We start from the raw sequence: 17,640 nt of genomic DNA on the forward strand, positions 1-17,640 counted from the left end.
ATCCGTGGCCGACTTCGCTGTTTGCGCCGGGCTACATGGCGCAACACAAGGGGGAGCGCAACGTCCAGCGCTATGCCGCTACGGCACCGCGCATCTGGCCCGCGACCGCAGCCTTCCTTGCCGCGCTTCGCTCGAGCAGGCCGCGCGCCGAATCGATGCGCAGGCAATAGGTGTTGAGGCCGATCTGGAGACCCACCAGCATCAGCATCACCGGCTGATAGGCGATCCCCTGGAACAGCGCCCCGACAAGGTAGATCAGCGCCCCCATCTGCAACGCGGCGGCGAGCGGCGCGATCCAGCGGGTCGTCTCGTCCTCGGCCTTTTTCCAGCGGCGCTGGATACGCTCCATCTGCCACAGGCCCGTCAGGTGCAGCAGCAGCCACATGCCGAGCCCCGGCCAGCCCTGTTCGCCCAGCATTTCGAATACTGAGGAGTGGTAGGCCCGCGCCTTGTCCTCGACCTCGGTGTATTCGATTGTGGTGGTGTTCCCGTCGGTCTTCTTGACCGGCATGGTGTAGGTGAACTTGTTCGCGCGATAGGCATCGAACCCGCCGCCAAGGGGCTTGGTCTGGACATAGTCGAGCGTCCAGTTCCACACCGCCACGCGGGTCGAGGCGCTCTCGTCACCGCCGGGTTCGGCGATGGTCGCCATGCGGTCGTAATAGGATTGCGGCAGGAAGGGCAGGGCGGTGAGCCCCAGCACGCCGGCCCCGGCGATGAACAGGATGCGCTGCTTCGAGTAGCGCAGCAGCAGCACCGCCAGCGCGGCAATGCAGAGCAGCCCCGTGCGCGCCTCGGTGCCGATCGGCACCAGCAGCGCGGAAAAGGTCAGTGCGGCGGCAAAGGCCGTCACCGTCCAGTGCTTGGGGAAGATCGTGCCGTGCTTGACGAACCACCACAGCAAGGGGATCAGCCCGATCGCCACGGTCGCCAATGTCGAGCTTTCGTAGATGCCAGAGTTGTCGTCGACGAAGAAATTGAGCTCGCCATAGCCGCCCCCGCCGGTCACCACCTTGAGGCCGGTGGCGATCACGATCATCGCCACGCTCAAGACCAGCGATAGCGCCAGGCCCTCGATCCGCGCGCGGGTGGTGAGGGTGAGGGGCAGGAAGATCGCGAAGAGCAGCGCCTTCCACACCCAGTCCCACTTGGTCTGCGCATCGAGCGGGAAATCGGCATTGGACGTGGTCCACCAGCAATAGAAGAGCAGGCCCAGCATCAGGCCCTGCCGCAAGGTGAAGCGCGCGCCCTCCTTGCGGTCCAAGGCCAGCCACCCGCCGAAGGCCGCGGCAAAGGCGATCAGCGACAAGGGCAGGGTGGTGATGATCGAATAGCCGATCCGCTGCGGCGCGAGGATGTCGATATAGACATAGAGCAGCACCCACAAAAACGGGCGCCGGAGGCCGAGCAGCATGGCATAGGCGATGAAGACGAGGAAGAAGAGGTCCTTCACTGCGCCCTCTCGTCTGAATTTGCCCCGTGCTCGCCGCGCGCACGGCGGGCTTCGTTGCGGCCCAGGGCGCTGGCAGCCTTGCGGTTGCCGGCGGTCTCGGACTTGATGTCATCCAGCAGCGGGTCGACATCGAGCCCGTCGCGCAGCACCAGCCGCATCATCGCGACCGCGAGCAGGCCATGGCCGAGGGCAAGGGCGAAGGTGTCGATCATGGGTCAGGCGGGTTCCGCAAGCGTCATGGGTGAGCCTTACTCCCAGCCAGTTGACGCGGCGTTAAGCACGCCTGCGATAGAGAACACGGCCATGACCCGCGTCCTCCACGTCCTCGACCATTCGCTGCCGCTCCACAGCGGCTACACCTTCCGCACGCGCGCCATTCTGAAAGCGCAGGAGGGCCATGGGCTGGAGGTGCGCGGGATCACCGGGCAGCGGCACAATCTCGAGGCGGCCGTGACAGGCCGGTGCGAGGAAGCCGATGGGCTCATCTTCCACCGCACCCCCGGCACGCCCTCCGGCCCGGCACCCTTGCGCGAACTGGGCGAGATCGAGGCGCTGACCGCCGCGATTATCGGCCTCGCCGACGAATGGCGCCCCGACATCATCCACGCCCATTCGCCTGCCTTGTGCGGCGCGGCCGCGATGCGTGCCGCGCGGGCGCTGGGCGTGCCTTTCGTCTACGAGATCCGCGCCTTCTGGGAGGATGCCGCGGTCGGCAACCTGTCGGGCACCGAGGGCAACCTCAAATACCGGCTGACCCGTGCGCTCGAGACCAGCGTGGCGCGCGCGGCGGACGCGCTGTTCACCATCTGCCACGGATTGAAGGACGATCTGGCGTCGCGCGGCATTCCGGAGGCGCGCATCAATGTCATGCCCAACGGGGTCGACCTCGGCCTGTTCGGCGATCCGCTCCCGCGTGACGAGGCGCTGGCGGGCGAACTCGGCATCGCGCCGCAAGCGCCGGTGATCGGTTATATCGGCAGCTTCTATGCCTATGAGGGAGTCGACGATCTGATCGCCGCCATGCCGCTGCTCCGCCAATCGCACCCGGATGCGCGCCTGCTGCTGGTGGGGGCAGGGCCGATGGACGCAAGCTGGCGCGCCGCCGCCGCCGCGCTGCCCGAGCCTGCGGCCGTGATCTTCACCGGCCGCGTGCCGCACACCGCGGTGGAGCGCTACTATTCGCTGGTCGACGTGCTCGCCTATCCGAGGAAAGCGCAGCGCCTCACCGATCTGGTCACGCCCTTGAAGCCCCTGGAAGCCATGGCCCAGCGCCGCTTGGTCGCGGCATCAAGCGTCGGCGGGCACCGCGAGCTGATCGAGGACGGGGTGACGGGCACGCTCTTTGCTCCCGACGATCCCGCCACCTGCGCCGCCGCGCTCGCCCGCCTGCTCGACAATCGCGGCGAATGGGAGGCGATGAAGGCGCGCGCGGTCGATCACGTGCGCACCCGCCACGACTGGGCCGGGAACGCGCGGCATTATCTCTCTGTTTACCATCTCTTGCTAGCCCATGGTGATACTGACGGCGCGCCGCGCGCTGTCGCACGCATGGGGTAGTTGTCGCATGGCAAAGGGGCGCAAGGGCAAGTCGGAGCAGGGCAAGCGCAAGACGAGCTTGCCGCGTCCGGCCCGCATGCCGCTCGCCGCGCACCGGGCCTTCGCGCCGCTGCTGGGCCTGTGGGGCCTGCTGCTCGGCGCGGGCATGGTCCTGGTGCTGCCGACCGCGATGGTCGAGCAGATGCTCCGCGGCACGCTGATCGGTACCTGGCCCGCCGCGCAGTCGGCGCTCGCCTGGATTGTCGGCGGTCTGCTCGGAGGGCTGTTGTTCGCCTTCGCCGCCTATCACCATGTCGGCGCGCGCCGCGGCGTGCGCAGTCCCTCGGTGGCCGAAATGGCCGCGCGCCGGGTGACCCCGATCAATCCCGCGCGCGACTTGGGCTCGCTGCGGCTCGACGATCCGGTCGAGACCATGCCCTTCACCACGCCCGCATGGCGCGATGCCGAAATCGGCGATCCGCTGCCAGCGCCTGAGCCCGCTCCTGCGCCCGAGCCGCGCGAGCTCGATCTGGCCGATTTTGCCGAACTGTCCGGCCGCAACGCGGTGTGGGTCGAGGAGGCGGCGCCTGCCGCGCCCGCCGTGTCCCGACCCGCGCCCGCGCCGGTCGACCCCGCGCCCGCTGATCCGGTCGCAGCTATCGGCGCCCGAACCGCGCGCGCGGCCACGGCTGGCTTGCCCGTCCCGGGCACCGCCGCGCTTGCTCGCCTGCGCGCCGTGCCGGCCAGCGAATTGAGCCTCGCCGAGATGGTCGAACGCTTTGCCGCCGCGCTCCACGAGGTGCGCGAGACCGCGCCCGGCCGTAGTCTCGGGCCCGGCGATCTGGCCGCGCGCGAGGCGGCGCTGGGCGAGGCCCTCAAGGCGCTCGAGGCACTGAGCGGCAAGGGCCGTCCCGCGCCGCGCCTGCCGCGCCGCGACGAACCGCTCCACGCTGCGCGCGCCCGCTTCCAGTCGCACTACGAGCGCGCCCGCGGGGCGGCCTGAGGTCGGGCCCGGGATGGGCTACATCGGCGCAAAAGCTGCAACCGACTGGGCCGGAACCTGCATGCCGCGCAATCAACCTAAAGTCTGAATAGGTCTGCGAGAAATATTACTTCGCGCGACACCCTTGCCAAACCCGCTTCCTGTCGGCATGAGAGCCCCGAAAACGGGCAATGGCCACCCCGGGCGGGGGGCTGCGCCCGATAGACCTGCCAGAGGCGTGTTCCTTTGCATGAGCGATCATGCGAGTGAGGTTCGCGCCTCTCGGCATCTGACAGATCGGATTTGACGCATGGGTTACCCTAACGCCCAGGGTCTCTATGACCCCGCCAACGAACATGACGCCTGCGGCGTCGGCATGGTTGCGCATATCAAGGGCGAGAAAAGCCATGCGATCATCGCGCAGGCGCTCGAGATTCTCGAGAAGCTTGACCACCGCGGTGCGGTCGGCGCGGATCCTTTGCTGGGCGACGGCGCGGGGATTCTGATCCAGATTCCCGATCCGCTGATTCGCGCCTGGGCGGCGGCGAACGGCCATGATCTGCCCGCCGCCGGCGAGTATGGCGTGGGGATGTGCTTCCTGCCGCAGGACGCGGCTGCGCGCGACTTCGTCAAGGCGCGGATGGAAGCATTCACCGCCAAGGAAGGCCAGCGCTTCATCGGCTGGCGGCAGGTGCCGGCGACGCCCGCCGGCCTCGGCGCGGCGGTGATCGCTTCGATGCCGGTGATCGAGATGGCAGTGATCGCGCGCGGGTCCAACTGCTCCGATCAGGACGCCTTCGAAAGGAAGCTGCTGACGATCCGCAAGCAGGTGCAGAACCCGCTTGCCATGCTGGCCGAAAAGCACGGCCTGCCCGGTGTCACCCAGACCTATATCCCGTCCTTCTCGACCCGCACCGTGGTCTACAAGGGGCTGCTGCTGGCGACGCAGGTCGGCTCTTTCTATGATGACCTGCGCGATCCTGCCTGCGTTTCGGCGCTGGGCCTGGTTCACCAGCGCTTTTCGACCAACACCTTCCCCTCGTGGCGCCTCGCCCACCCGTTCCGCTTCATCGCCCACAATGGCGAGATCAACACCGTGCGCGGCAACGTCAACTGGATGAACGCCCGCCGCCGCACCATGGAAAGCGAGCTGCTGGGGCCCGATCTCGACAAGATGTGGCCGATCATCCCGCACGGGCAATCGGACACGGCCTGCCTCGACAATGCCTTGGAACTGCTGATCGCCGGCGGCTACAGCCTCGCCCATGCGATGATGATGCTGATCCCGGAAGCCTGGGCCGGCAATGCGCTGATGAGCCCCGAGCGGCGCGCCTTCTACGAATATCACGCCGCGCTGATGGAGCCGTGGGACGGCCCCGCATCGGTGTGCTTCACTGACGGCCGCCAAATCGGCGCGACGCTCGACCGCAACGGCCTGCGCCCTGCGCGCTTCTGCGTGACGAAGGACGACATCGTCTGCCTCGCCTCGGAAAGCGGTGTGCTGCCGTTTGCGGAAAGCGACATCGTGCGCAAATGGCGGCTCCAGCCCGGCAAGATGCTGCTGATCGACCTCGAACAGGGCCGCATCATCGAGGATGACGAGCTCAAGGCCGATCTCGCCAAGGCCGAGCCCTATGCCGAGTGGCTGCATCAGGCGCAGTACAAGCTCGAGGACATCACCGAGGTGGTGCCCGAACTCGCCGCGATCCCGGCGGAGGACAGCACGCTGCTCGTGCGCCAACAGGCGTTTGGCTACACGCAGGAGGATATCTCCCGCTTCCTCGAACCGATGGCGGTGGATGCGGATGATCCGATCGGCTCGATGGGCACCGACACGCCGATCGCGGTGCTGAGCGACCGCGCGCGGCTGCTCTACGATTACTTCAAGCAGAACTTCGCGCAGGTCACCAACCCGCCGATCGATCCGATCCGCGAAGAACTGGTGATGAGCCTCACCAGCATGATCGGCCCGCGCCCGAATCTGCTGGGCCGCGATGCGGGGACGCACAAGCGGCTCGAGGTCGACCAGCCGATCCTCACCAACGAGGATCTCGCCAAGATCCGCTCGGTGGAAGAGGCATTGGATGGCGCGTTCCGCTGCGCGACTATTGACATCACGTGGGATGCCAAGAGCGGGGCTGAAGGCCTTGAAATGGCTTTGAAGGAAATGTGCTGGGCCGCGACCGAGGCGGTGCTGCAGGATCACAACATCCTTGTGCTGTCCGACCGTGGGCAGAGCGAAACCCGCGTCCCCATGCCCGCGCTGCTCGCCACCGCCGCCGTCCACCACCATCTGGTGCGGCAGGGTCTGCGCATGCAGACCGGCCTCGTGGTCGAGACCGGCGAGGCGCGCGAGGTGCACCACTTCTGCGTGCTCGCGGGCTACGGGGCGGAAGGCATCAACCCCTATCTCGCCTTCGAGACGCTTGAAGCGCTGCGGGTGAAGCGGCACTCGGATCTGCCTGCGACCAAGGTGCAGCAGAACTTCATCAAGGCCATCGGCAAGGGCATCCGCAAGGTCATGTCCAAGATGGGCATCTCGACCTACCAGTCCTATTGCGGCGCGCAGATCTTCGATGCGGTGGGGCTTTCGACCGCCTTCGTGGAGAAATACTTCACCGGCACCGCGACCACCATCGAAGGCATCGGCCTTGCCGAAGTCGCCGAGGAAGCGCTGCGCCGCCACGGTCAGGCCTACGGCGACAACCCGCTCTATGACGGGATGCTCGATGTCGGCGGCATCTACCAGTACCGCCTGCGCGGCGAGGAACATGCATGGACCCCGCAGAATGTCGCCCAGCTTCAGCACGCGGTGCGCGGCAATGATCCGAAGAACTATGCCGAGTTTGCCGCCAGCATCAACGAGCAATCGGAACGGCTGCTGACGATCCGGGGCCTGCTCGAATTCAAGAAGGCCGCGCAGCCGATCCCGCTCGAGGAAGTCGAACCGGCGAGCGAGATCGTGAAGCGCTTCTCGACCGGCGCGATGAGCCTGGGCTCGATCAGCCACGAAGCGCATTCGACCATGGCGATCGCGATGAACCGCATCGGCGGGCGTTCGAACACGGGTGAGGGCGGGGAGGAGCCGTTCCGCTTCAAGCCGCTCGCCAACGGCGATTCGATGCGCAGCCGCATCAAGCAGGTTGCCAGCGGCCGCTTCGGCGTGACCACGGAATATCTCGTCAATTCGGACGATATCCAGATCAAGATGGCGCAGGGTGCCAAGCCCGGCGAGGGCGGGCAGCTGCCCGGGCACAAGGTCGACAAGCGGATCGGCGCGGTTCGCCACTCGACGCCCGGCGTGGGCCTGATCTCGCCGCCGCCGCACCATGACATCTATTCGATCGAGGATCTGGCGCAGCTGATCCACGATCTCAAGAACGTGAACCCGGTCGCGCGGATCTCGGTGAAGCTGGTGTCCGAAGTGGGCGTCGGCACGGTGGCGGCGGGGGTCTCCAAGGCGCGCGCGGATCACGTGACGATTGCGGGCTATGACGGGGGCACGGGTGCTTCGCCGCTGACCTCGTTGACGCACGCGGGCTCGCCGTGGGAGATCGGTCTGGCCGAGACGCAGCAGACACTGCTGCTCAATGACCTTCGCGAGCGGATCGCAGTGCAGGTCGATGGCGGGCTGAGGACTGGCCGCGACGTCGCCATCGGCGCGCTGCTGGGCGCGGACGAGTTCGGCTTTGCCACCGCGCCGCTGATCGCCGCCGGGTGCATCATGATGCGCAAGTGCCACCTCAACACCTGCCCCGTCGGCGTCGCCACGCAGGACCCGGTGCTGCGCGCGCGCTTCACCGGTCAGCCCGAGCACGTGGTCAACTACATGTTCTTCGTCGCGGAAGAACTGCGGCAGATCATGGCCCAGATGGGCATCCGTACTGTCGCCGAGATGGTCGGCCGGGTCGACCTGCTCGACACCCGCCGCATGGAGCGGCACTGGAAGGCGCGCGGGATCGATCTGGGCCGCATCCTGCATCAGGTGCCGCTCAAGGAAGGGGCCTCGCTGCGCCAGATCGGCATTCAGGATCACGGGCTCGGCGGCGCGCTCGACAACCGGCTGATCGCCGATTGCCGCACCGCCATCGACACCAAGACGCCGGTGCAGCTCGAATACGAGGTGCGCAACGTCAACCGCACGGTCGGCGCGATGCTCTCGGGCGAGATCGCCAAGGCGCACGGGCACGAGGGCCTGCCGACCGACACGATCCGCATCAACCTCACTGGTGTTGCGGGCCAGAGCTTCGGCGCCTGGCTTGCCCACGGGGTTACGCTCGATCTGGTCGGGGATGCCAACGACTATGTCGGCAAGGGGCTCTCGGGCGGGCGCATCATCGTGCGCCAGCCTGCCGAGGCTCCGCGCGAAAGCCAAGACAACATCATCGTCGGCAACACGGTGATGTACGGCGCCATTGCGGGCGAGGCCTATTTCAACGGCGTCGCGGGCGAGCGCTTCGCGGTGCGCAATTCGGGCGCCATCGCGGTGGTCGAAGGCACCGGGGACCATGGCTGCGAATACATGACCGGTGGTGTGGTGGTGGTGCTCGGCAAGACCGGGCGTAACTTCGCGGCCGGGATGAGCGGCGGGGTCGCCTATGTCTATGACCCCGATGGCACCTTCACGAACCTCGTCAACCACGCGCAGGTCGATCTGCTGCCGGTTTCGGCCGGGCCGGATGCGGAAGAGGGGACGGGCCGCCCGGCCCAGCGCCCGCGCTCGGTTCACGATTTTGGAATGGGCGACATGCTGCGCCACGATGCCGAGCGGCTGCGTATTCTGGTCGAGCGCCACCAGCTCCACACCGGCAGCAAGCTGGCGGGCGAGTTGCTGGCCAATTGGGACGCGGCGCTCGGGCGCTTCGTCAAGGTAATGCCGCGCGATTATGCCGCTGCGTTGAAGCGCCTCGAGGCCGAACGCCACGAAGCCGCCAGCGTCGCTGCCGAATAGTTTTCAGGAACGAGACAATACAATGGGCAAGGAAACCGGATTTCTCGAGCTGGACCGCCGCGAGCGGGATTATCTAGATCCCCAGGAACGGCTGAAGAACTACCGCGAATTCGTCATCCAGCCGGATGATGCCACGCTGACGGGGCAGGCCTCGCGCTGCATGAATTGCGGCATTCCCTATTGCCACAACGGCTGTCCGGTGAACAACATGATCCCGGACTGGAACCACCTCGTCTACGAGGCGGACTGGAAGCGTGCGCTCGACAACCTCCATTCCACCAACAATTTCCCCGAGTTTACCGGCCGCATCTGCCCAGCGCCCTGCGAGGCGGCGTGCACGCTCAACATCATCGACCAGCCGGTGACCATCAAGTCGATCGAATGCGCGATCGTCGACCGCGGGTGGAAGGAAGGCTGGGTCAAGCCGCAGATCCCCGCCCAGAAGACTGGCAAGTCGGTCGCGGTCGTCGGTTCGGGCCCGGCGGGCCTTGCCTGCGCGCAGCAGCTCGCGCGTGCCGGGCACAGCGTCACGGTGTTCGAGAAGTCGGACCGCGTCGGCGGCCTGCTCCGCTACGGCATTCCCGACTTCAAGATGGAAAAGCACCTCATCAACCGCCGCGCCCAGCAAATGGAAGCCGAAGGGGTGACGTTCAAAACCTCCAAGGAGGTCGGCGTCGACATCTCGTTCGCCAGCCTGAAGGAGAATTTCGACGCGGTGGTGCTGGCGGGCGGCGCGGAAGATGCGCGCGCGCTGGCGATCCCCGGCGCGGAAATGCCCGGCGTGCGGCTCGCGATGGAATTCCTCACCCAGCAGAACAAGCGCGTCGCGGGCGACGATGAATTGCGCGCTGCCCCGCGCGGCAGCCTGACTGCGACCGGCAAGCACGTGGTCGTGCTAGGCGGCGGGGACACCGGGAGCGACTGTGTCGGCACCTCGAACCGGCAGGGCGCTTTGAGTGTCACCCAGCTCGAGATCATGCCCAAGCCGCCGGAAAAGGAAGACAAGGCGCTGACCTGGCCCGATTGGCCGATGAAGCTGCGCACCTCCTCCAGCCACCAGGAGGGCGTCGAGCGCGACTGGGCGGTGCTTGCCAAGCGCGTGATCGGTGACGGCGAGAAGGTCACCGGGCTCGAATGCGTGCGCGTCGAGTGGGTAGACCGGCAGATGCAGGAAATCGCCGGCAGCGAATTCACCATCCCGGCCGACCTGATCCTGTTGGCGATGGGCTTCGTCGGCCCGCGCAAGGCCGGACTGCTCGAACAGGCGGGCGTCACGCTCGACCCGCGCGGCAATGTCGCGGCAGACACGAACAGCTATGCGACCAGCGAGCCCAATGTGTTCGCCTGCGGCGACATGCGGCGCGGGCAGAGCCTGGTCGTCTGGGCGATCCGCGAGGGCCGTCAGGCCGCACGCGCGGTCGACGAGGCGCTGATGGGGGTCTCCGAACTCCCGCGCTGAGGCAGGCAGGCGCGCCTGATCCGCCGCGCGCCCGCCCCCCGCCGCGCGCGCGGTCAGGAGGGCTTGAACTTCTGCTTGTGCCCGGGCTTCTTGGCGTAGGCGGGCTTGCCCGGATTGGGGCCGCTGCCCGGCTTGACGAACCCGCGCTGCGGCGGCTTGGCCTTGACGAAGGCATTGTCGGCGCCGCTGCGCGAGGGGCGGCGCTGGCGGTTGCTGCGCGCCGCTTCGCGCGGGCCGGCGTCCGAGCGTTCGATCCGCACCGACTCCTCGTCGCCCTCGCCCTCGCCGGTGCGCGCGGCTGTGGCGGCATACTTGTCGGCGAGTGCACGCGGAATCTGGAAATAGGTCTCGGCCTGCCCGATGCGGATTGCGCCGATCTCCCCGCGCGTCACGTGCCCGCGGCGGCAGATCAGCGGCAGCAGCCAGCGCGGGTCGGCGCCGTCGCTGCGGCCGATCTCCATCCGGAACCACACCGTGTCCTCGAAACCGGGACGATGGCGCTCCTTCTGCGCCTCGCGGCTGTTGGCGACGATCTCCTCGGGCTCGGGCATCCGCGCGCGGTGGGCGTGGACAAGCATCGCGGCGATGTCTTCGGGCGAGCGCTCGGCGAGCAGGCGCTGGGCGAGCTCGCGGTCGGCCTCGTCGAACTCGGTGGGCGCGAGGAGCTTGCCGAGCAGGCGCTCGCGGTCGCGCTGCGCGATCATCTCGCGGTCGGGCACGTCCTGCCACTCGGCATTGATACCGGCGCGGCCGAGCATCGCCTCGACCCGGCGGCGGGCGGAGAAGGGCACGATCAGCACCGCCACCCCCTTGCGCCCGGCACGCCCTGTGCGGCCCGAACGGTGCTGGAGCGTTTCGGCGTCGCGCGGCAGCTCGACATGGACGACGAGGCTCAGCCCCGGCAGGTCGATCCCGCGCGCGGCAACATCGGTCGCCACGCAAACGCGGGCGCGGCCATCGCGCAGCGCCTGCAGCGCCTGATTGCGCTCGCCCTGCGAATGCTCGCCCGACAGCGCCACGACTGCAAAGCCGCGCTCCTGCAAGGTCGCGTGGAGGTGGCGCACCTTTTCACGCGTGGCGCAGAACAGGATCGCGGTTTCCGCCTCGTGGAAGCGCAGCAGGTTGACCACCGCGTTCTCGACCTCGGGCGGGGAGACGGTGACCGCCTGATAGGCGATGTCGCCATGCCCGCGGCCGCCTTCGCTGATCGTGGCGATGCGCAGCGCGTCGGTCTGGTAGCGCCGCGCGAGCGCCTCGATTGGGCGCGGCATGGTGGCCGAGAACAGCAGGGTGCGGCGGGTGTCCGGGGTGCCGTCGAGGATCGCTTCCAGTTCTTCGCGAAAGCCCATGTCGAGCATCTCGTCGGCTTCATCGAGCACCGCGACGGCGAGGCCGGAGAGGTTCAATGCCCCGCGCTCGAAATGGTCGCGCAGGCGGCCGGGCGTGCCAACCACGATCGCCGGGCCCGAGTTCAGCACCTTGCGTTCGGCCGAGGGGTTCATGCCGCCCACGCAAGTGGCCACGCGCGCGCCGGTGCGCTGGTAGAGCCATTCGAGCTCGCGGCTGACCTGCAGTGCCAGCTCGCGGGTCGGGGTGATGACCAGCGCCAGCGGGGCTTGGACAAAGCCGATCCGCTCCTCGCCGCCCAGCAGCTCGGGCGCCATCGCGAGACCGAAGGCGACCGTCTTGCCCGAGCCGGTCTGCGCCGAGACGACAAGGTCGCGCCCCGCCGCTTCAGGCTCGAGCACAGCGGCCTGCACGCTGGTTGCGGCCTCGTAGCCGCGTTCTTGCAGCGCGGCGGCGAGGGAGGCGGGAAGGGTGGGGAATGTCATGGGGAGGGGGCTTTTCTTGGAAGCGGAACGCCCTCCGCACGGGGGCGCGGGATCGGGCGGATTGCCGGGGGGTGAGGGGCCATTGCGGACGTCACCCCGCAGGAACAAGCGCGCCCATAGCGACAAAAGCGGCTCTTGGCCTGTCAAAAGTGATGCGCGCCGGAAATGAATGCGCACACGGGGGGCGGGCCGAGCGCGAGGGGGAGGGAGGATTGCCGCCGCGCGGCGCGCTAGCCGAGGCGGTTCGGCGTCGGATCGCCGCGCTCGATGATCAGCTGTTTGCGCGCCTCGGTCAGGCAGCCTGCATAGATCGCTTCGATCTCGCCCCGCGCGCGCCCGGTTCGCCCGGCGAGGAGGGTGATCAGGCCATCTGCATCACGCAGCGCAACCTCCTCCACCAGCGCGGCCTCGTCGATCCCGAGGGCGCGGGCCAGCAGGCGGGTTGCCCGCACCCGCTGCCGGAAATCGAAGTCCATGAGCCGCGCGGACTCGAACTCCTCCTTCTTGCGCATCGCCTTGCCGAGGTCGAACACCATGCAGCGCAATATAGGGGGTGCCCGCGCAGGCTCAATTGTGCGGAGCGCAGTGCGAGCGAAAAAGTGACGCGCCCGCGCCAGGCCTTGCCCCGTCTCCACTACTGTATTAATGCAGTAACGCACCAAGAGGGGGAACAGGCATGAGACTTCTGAAGGCACTCGCCGGGATCGCAGCGCTGCTTGCGGCGCCCGTGCTGGCCGATGACGCATCGGGGGCGCAAGGCCCGTCCGATCGCGCATCCGAGCCTGTGCAGGTCATGATCCTGGGGACGTATCATTTCGCCAATCCCGGGCGTGATGTGGCCAACATGGAAGTCGACGATGTCCTCGCGCCCAGGCGGCAGGCGGAGATTGCTGCATTGGTTGTCAGTCTTGCCGAATGGGCGCCCACCAGGATCTTGGTCGAGGACGAGGCTGAGCCGCCGACGCTCGCCTTGCCCGCCTTTGCTCAGGCGGACGCGCTGCTGGCGACATCGCGCAGCGAGAGCGTGCAGATCGGCTTTCGCCTCGCGCGGCAGCTCGGCCATCAGGCTGTCTATGGCTTTGACGAGCGAGGGGGGCAGGGCGAGCCCGATTACTTCCCGATCGGCAAGGTGCAAGCCTTCGCCGAGGCAAACGGGATGACGGATGATCTTGGGGCGATATTCGCCGAGGTCCAGGCCCTGTCGGCCGAGCAGCAGGAGCAACTGGCAAGGCAGTCGATCGCCGAATCGCTCTTCGTTCACAATGACGGCGCGGGTTTGGCACGGATGCACGACCGCGCCTATTACGCGATGCTCCGCTTCGGCAACGGCAAGGCGCAACCCGGCGCGGAGCTCAACGCTTACTGGTACATGCGCAACGCGAAGATGTTCGCCAAGATCGCCATGCTTGCGCAGCCGGGGGACCGGGTGCTCGTGATTGCGGGCAGCGGTCATGCCACGTGGCTGAGGCATTTCGCCGAGCACATGCCGGGCTTCGCGCTTGTCGAAGCGATGCCCTATCTCGAGCGTGCGGCGACACGTCTGCGCGCCGCTGCGCCCTAGCCCTCGTCAAACCCCACGAACCGCGCAGCCTCGTCGACGCGTCTGCGCAAGCTCACCACCGCGTTCGCCGGGAAGTCGGGATCGGGCCAGCCCAGCGCGACCGCTTTCATGATCACCTGATCCTCGGGGACGCCGGCGTGTTCGCGCACCACCGGGCTTTGCATGATGCCTTGCGAGTTGATCACGCAGCCCAGCCCCTTCGACCATGCGGCATTGACCAGCGCGGTCGTCACGGCGCCGCAATCGAAGGCGGTGTCGTCGCTGCCCGAAAGCTCGCGGTCATAGGTGACGATCACGCAGACGGGCGCGTCGAACTGGCGGAAGCCGCGCAGCACCCAGTCCTGCCGGGCGTCCTTGTCGTCGCGGGCGATGCCCATTGCGCCGAACAGCTGCTTGGCGACTTCGACCTGCCGTTCGCGGTGGACGCCGGCGAAGGCCTCGCCGCGGCGGAATTCGCGGCTGTCGGGCTCGCCTGCGAGGATGCGTTCGGTGTTGCCGCGCCGGATGCGGTCCAATGGCTCGCCGGTGATGACGTGGAAGTGCCAGGGCTGGGTGTTCATCGAGGTCGGCGAGCGCATCGCCATCGCCAGAATATCCTCGATCAGCGCGCGCGGGACGGGCTTGTCGAGGTAGCCGCGAATGCTGCGCCGCCCGAGCACCACCTCGGCGTAAGTCTGGTCAGGCGTGCCGCCCATTTTCGCTCTCTCCCTTGCGTGTTGCCGCAGCGGCTAGCGCAAGGGAGAGGGCTTGCAAAGGGTCAGCGGCGTGCGACGACGACGCCGGCGATTTCGAAAGTCTCGCCGTTCGCGTTCTGTTGCGACCTTGCGTAGAACGTGAAGCCTGCTTCGCGGCCCTGTGGCCCGAAAAAGGCCCCGGAAAATTTCGAGACGATGTCCTGGATGCCGCCCGTAACGAAATTGCCCTCGAACAACTTGATCGCAGGCGTGCCCGCATTGGCGATCGTTCCGGTGCCGGCGGTGAGCGCGGGGAGCGCGGTGGTGGTCGCCGCGAGCGAGCCATCGGGGAGGATTTCGCGGCCCACCAGCTGGATCGACATGCTCACAGTGCCTGCCTGGCCGTTGACGGCAAGGGTCGCGGTACTGTCGGTCAGCGCGAAGGTTCCGAGGCGCTGGCCGAAACCAACCCGCGTGGCGGTGCCGAGGACGTTGAGCGAGGTGTAGGGCGTGGAAGCCGCGGGCAGGGTGTCGGCGGCAACCGTCGGCACGCCGTAGACGCACAGCCGGTCGGCGCGGTCCGAATCCGCGACGCCGACCGCCGCGATATCGGTCTGGAGGAGGGTGCGCAGGTATTCGGTGGCAAAGCCCGTCTGCTGCCCGTTCCGCAGCGCCAGTTCGAGCGAGCGGCCCGCCGTCACGCGGCGATAGAGCGTGGTGTTGGCAGGCGGGCTGGCGGCGAGATCGGCCGGCCCGAAGGTGAAGATGGTCTGCTGGGACGGGTTGGTCAGCTCTCCCTCGACAAAAGACCACGTGCTCGCCGCCGCGTCGAACCGCAATTGGGTGCGTTCGCCGAAGGGGATTTCGGAATCTGCCCTGAAGTTCGGGCTGAACTGGCGGCTGAAGCTGTAGAAGGCGCAGCCCGCCTCGAACTGCTGGTTGCCGGTCAGCTGCGCGATGGTGCTGTAGGTCGGTGTCGGGCTGGGTGAGGGTGTCGGAGTCCCGCCGCCGCCGCCACCACCGCCGCCGGTCGGAGGCGCAGATCCGCCGCTGTCGCCGCCGCCACATGAGGCAAGCAGGGCACAGCCGATGACGAAGGCAAGACGACGCGACCAAAGCATGAAAAATCCCCTTCTGATTCGCCGCCAAGTCCAGCCGCGGCGCGGCCACATCTTATGCGACAGCCGCCCGGGCGCAACGGTTCCGCTCTGAAATCAGGGGGATTTCTGATTGCATGACACCGCCATGCGGTGCCGCGCTAAGGGCCGAAAACCGCGCCTTGCCGGCCCGTGCCAAGGCATCCTGTGAGGTTACGGGCAGGTGCGAGAAAGCGGGGCACCGTTGCCCTTGCGACGCACCGCCTAAAGGCTGCGTCGCCCAGGCTGCGTCAGGGCCGATCCCGGTCAGCATGCGCGGCGCGGGTCATGGCGATCATGCAGGCTTGGTCATCGCGCGGATCTCGGAAAAACCGTTCCAGTCGGGATCGTCGAAGGCCTGCAACTCCAGCGGATATGGCCCCAATCCGCGCAGAGCCGCGCTGAACTCTTGCACGAATGAATCGACGTCCGGCGTGTAGAACCGCCATTCGCGGGTTCCGTCTCGCGTGACGATCGCAACGCCGCTGCCCCACCACTTGTCGGCATCGCTCGCTTCGAGGATGCGATCCTCGAATTCGTCCATCGCCGCCATCGCCGCATTGGTCGGCAGACCCGAGCCTTCGCGCGCCTCGAACGACCAGCGGACCAGCACCAGCTTGTTGAACAACGCGCGATCGGCATCGGAGGGCTGTCCGGACCGGAACCGCGCGATGATCAAGCCGTTTTCTGTCTCACCGCTGGCCAAAGCCCATTGGTCGGACGGGAAGATGCCCGACCCGCTCACGCCGCTTCCGCCAGCTCCAGCTCCAGCCGGTCCCAGATCTCGACCAGCGCGCTCGTAAGCTCGTCCATCATCGGTTCGGTGTGGTGCGGGCCCGGGGTGAAGCGCAGCCGCTCGGTGCCGCGCGGCACGGTGGGGAAGTTGATCGGCTGCACATAGACGCCGTATTCGGCGAGCAGTATATCGCTGATCTTCTTCGCGCGTACCGGATCGCCGACCATCAGCGGCACGATGTGGGTGACCGAATCCATCACCGGCAGGCCCGCTTCGGCGAACTTCAGCTTGAGCAGTGCGGCGGCGCGCTGCTGGGCGTTGCGCTCGACAGCACTTTCCTTGAGGTGCCGCACCGAAGCGAGCACGCCTGCGACCAGCACGGGCGAGAGCGAGGTGGTGAAGATGAAGCCCGGCGCATAGGAGCGGATGCAATCCACCACCTTGGAAGACGCAGCGATATAGCCGCCCATCACCCCGAAAGCCTTGCCGAGCGTTCCTTCGATGATGTCGATCCGGTGCGCCGCACCGTCACGCTCCGAAATCCCGCCGCCGCGCGCGCCGTACATGCCGACCGCGTGGACCTCGTCGATATAGGTGAGCGCGTTGTATTTTTCGGCCAGGTCGCAGATCGCGTGGATCGGGGCGACGTCGCCGTCCATCGAATAGACGCTTTCGAAGGCGATCAGCTTGGGCGTGTCGATGTCGACGCTGGCGAGCAGTTCTTCGAGATGGGCCACGTCATTGTGGCGGAACACCATCTTCTCGCAGCCCGAATTGCGGATGCCGGCGATCATGCTGGCGTGGTTCAATTCGTCGGAGAAGATCACGCAGCCCGGCAGCAGCTTGGCGAGCGTGGAGAGCGTCGCATCGTTCGAGACGTAGCCCGACGTGAACAGCAATGCTGCGTCCTTGCCGTGGAGGTCGGCAAGCTCTGTCTCGAGTTCGACATGGAAGTGGGTGTTGCCGCCAATATTGCGGGTGCCGCCCGAGCCTGCGCCGACATCGTGCAGCGCGGCTTCCATCGCGCCGATCACCTTGTCGTGCTGGCCCATGCACAGATAGTCGTTCGAGCACCACACGGTGATCGGCTTGGGGCCGTTGTGGCCGTGGAAGCAGCGCGCGTTGGGATAGGCGCCCTTATTGCGCATGATGTCGATGAAGACGCGGTAGCGGCCCTCTTCGTGCAGCCGGTCGATCGCGGAATCGAAAATCTGGTCGTAGTTCACTCGCGTCTCGCTGCTCTCGCGGCCGCCTTGCGGTTGGGGGCGGTCGCTACGTTCCTGCCTGGGATCTTTTGTCCCGCCATAACGCCCGAGAGGG

At 67.2% G+C, this 17,640-nt stretch carries 13 protein-coding genes; 5 read left to right on the forward strand and 8 right to left on the reverse strand.

Features of this window, described 5'->3' with window-relative positions; genetic code table 11:
- Window positions 1-70 precede the first annotated feature (70 nt).
- Window positions 71-1,453, reverse strand: coding sequence for a DUF5935 domain-containing protein (locus tag NBV68_RS00715; protein WP_296306427.1), 1,383 nt, complete (start codon window positions 1,451-1,453; stop codon window positions 71-73).
- Entirely contained in the window at window positions 1,450-1,665 is a 216-nt protein-coding gene (locus NBV68_RS00720; RefSeq protein WP_296306428.1) for a hypothetical protein, read from the reverse strand. The genes NBV68_RS00715 and NBV68_RS00720 overlap by 4 nt, the downstream gene beginning before the upstream one ends.
- A 91-nt stretch (window positions 1,666-1,756) precedes the next feature.
- Here NBV68_RS00720 and NBV68_RS00725 point away from each other — a divergent pair, with 91 nt between their 5' ends.
- The 4 genes from NBV68_RS00725 (at window position 1,757) to NBV68_RS00740 (ending at window position 10,381) form a co-directional block, all read left to right on the forward strand.
- Window positions 1,757-3,010, forward strand: a complete 1,254-nt coding sequence (locus NBV68_RS00725) for a TIGR04063 family PEP-CTERM/XrtA system glycosyltransferase (protein ID WP_296306429.1) — start codon at window positions 1,757-1,759, stop codon at window positions 3,008-3,010.
- Window positions 3,011-3,017: 7 nt separating this feature from the next.
- Window positions 3,018-3,992: a hypothetical protein gene (locus tag NBV68_RS00730; protein ID WP_296306431.1), complete on the forward strand. Its 975-nt coding sequence runs from the start codon at window positions 3,018-3,020 to the stop codon at window positions 3,990-3,992.
- A gap of 289 nt (window positions 3,993-4,281) precedes the next feature.
- Window positions 4,282-8,922, forward strand: coding sequence for a glutamate synthase large subunit (gene gltB, locus NBV68_RS00735; RefSeq protein WP_296306433.1), 4,641 nt, complete (start codon window positions 4,282-4,284; stop codon window positions 8,920-8,922).
- 22 nt (window positions 8,923-8,944) lie between these two features.
- Window positions 8,945-10,381 (forward strand): glutamate synthase subunit beta, encoded by a 1,437-nt coding sequence (locus tag NBV68_RS00740; RefSeq protein WP_296306435.1) that lies wholly within the window; start codon window positions 8,945-8,947, stop codon window positions 10,379-10,381.
- A gap of 53 nt (window positions 10,382-10,434) precedes the next feature.
- Here the strand turns inward: NBV68_RS00740 and NBV68_RS00745 are convergent, their stop codons facing one another.
- Both NBV68_RS00745 and NBV68_RS00750 read right to left on the reverse strand, forming a co-directional pair.
- Window positions 10,435-12,213 carry a DEAD/DEAH box helicase gene (locus NBV68_RS00745; RefSeq protein ID WP_296306436.1) on the reverse strand — a complete coding sequence of 593 codons (1,779 nt, stop codon included), beginning with the start codon at window positions 12,211-12,213 and terminating at the stop codon, window positions 10,435-10,437.
- A 230-nt stretch (window positions 12,214-12,443) separates the two neighbouring features.
- Window positions 12,444-12,749 carry a hypothetical protein gene (locus NBV68_RS00750; RefSeq protein WP_296306437.1) on the reverse strand — a complete coding sequence of 102 codons (306 nt, stop codon included), beginning with the start codon at window positions 12,747-12,749 and terminating at the stop codon, window positions 12,444-12,446.
- Between the two features lie 191 nt (window positions 12,750-12,940).
- Between NBV68_RS00750 and NBV68_RS00755 the strand changes: the two genes are divergently transcribed.
- Entirely contained in the window at window positions 12,941-13,774 is an 834-nt protein-coding gene (locus NBV68_RS00755) for a DUF5694 domain-containing protein (RefSeq protein ID WP_296306438.1), read from the forward strand.
- On the opposite strand, the gene NBV68_RS00760 is transcribed toward NBV68_RS00755, so the two are convergent.
- The 4 genes from NBV68_RS00760 to hemA form a co-directional block, all read right to left on the reverse strand.
- Window positions 13,771-14,469, reverse strand: coding sequence for a nitroreductase (locus NBV68_RS00760; protein WP_296306439.1), 699 nt, complete (start codon window positions 14,467-14,469; stop codon window positions 13,771-13,773). The two genes, NBV68_RS00755 and NBV68_RS00760, sit on opposite strands and share 4 nt — an antisense overlap.
- 62 nt (window positions 14,470-14,531) lie before the next feature.
- The gene (locus tag NBV68_RS00765) at window positions 14,532-15,569 is read right to left on the reverse strand and encodes a hypothetical protein (protein ID WP_296306440.1); all 1,038 of its coding nucleotides are present in this window, start codon (window positions 15,567-15,569) and stop codon (window positions 14,532-14,534) included.
- 310 nt (window positions 15,570-15,879) lie between these two features.
- Window positions 15,880-16,329, reverse strand: a complete 450-nt coding sequence (locus NBV68_RS00770) for a DUF695 domain-containing protein (RefSeq protein ID WP_296306441.1) — start codon at window positions 16,327-16,329, stop codon at window positions 15,880-15,882.
- Window positions 16,326-17,546 carry a 5-aminolevulinate synthase gene (gene hemA, locus NBV68_RS00775; RefSeq protein WP_296306442.1) on the reverse strand — a complete coding sequence of 407 codons (1,221 nt, stop codon included), beginning with the start codon at window positions 17,544-17,546 and terminating at the stop codon, window positions 16,326-16,328. Before hemA ends, NBV68_RS00770 begins: the two co-directional genes overlap by 4 nt.
- Window positions 17,547-17,640 lie beyond the last annotated feature (94 nt).

Source organism: Erythrobacter sp. (assembly GCF_023653175.1).
Lineage (GTDB): Bacteria > Pseudomonadota > Alphaproteobacteria > Sphingomonadales > Sphingomonadaceae > Erythrobacter.

Excerpts from the sequence above, each read along its gene's own strand:
- NBV68_RS00745 (WP_296306436.1), bottom strand. The coding sequence starts at position 12,213 with ATGACATTCCCCACCCTTCCCGCCTCCCTCGCCGCCGCGCTGCAAGAA.
- NBV68_RS00750 (WP_296306437.1), bottom strand. The coding sequence starts at position 12,749 with ATGGTGTTCGACCTCGGCAAGGCGATGCGCAAGAAGGAGGAGTTCGAG.
- NBV68_RS00730 (WP_296306431.1), top strand. The coding sequence starts at position 3,018 with ATGGCAAAGGGGCGCAAGGGCAAGTCGGAGCAGGGCAAGCGCAAGACG.
- NBV68_RS00740 (WP_296306435.1), top strand. The coding sequence starts at position 8,945 with ATGGGCAAGGAAACCGGATTTCTCGAGCTGGACCGCCGCGAGCGGGAT.
- NBV68_RS00720 (WP_296306428.1), bottom strand. The coding sequence starts at position 1,665 with ATGATCGACACCTTCGCCCTTGCCCTCGGCCATGGCCTGCTCGCGGTC.
- NBV68_RS00760 (WP_296306439.1), bottom strand. The coding sequence starts at position 14,469 with ATGGGCGGCACGCCTGACCAGACTTACGCCGAGGTGGTGCTCGGGCGG.
- NBV68_RS00765 (WP_296306440.1), bottom strand. The coding sequence starts at position 15,569 with ATGCTTTGGTCGCGTCGTCTTGCCTTCGTCATCGGCTGTGCCCTGCTT.
- NBV68_RS00725 (WP_296306429.1), top strand. The coding sequence starts at position 1,757 with ATGACCCGCGTCCTCCACGTCCTCGACCATTCGCTGCCGCTCCACAGC.
- gltB (WP_296306433.1), top strand. The coding sequence starts at position 4,282 with ATGGGTTACCCTAACGCCCAGGGTCTCTATGACCCCGCCAACGAACAT.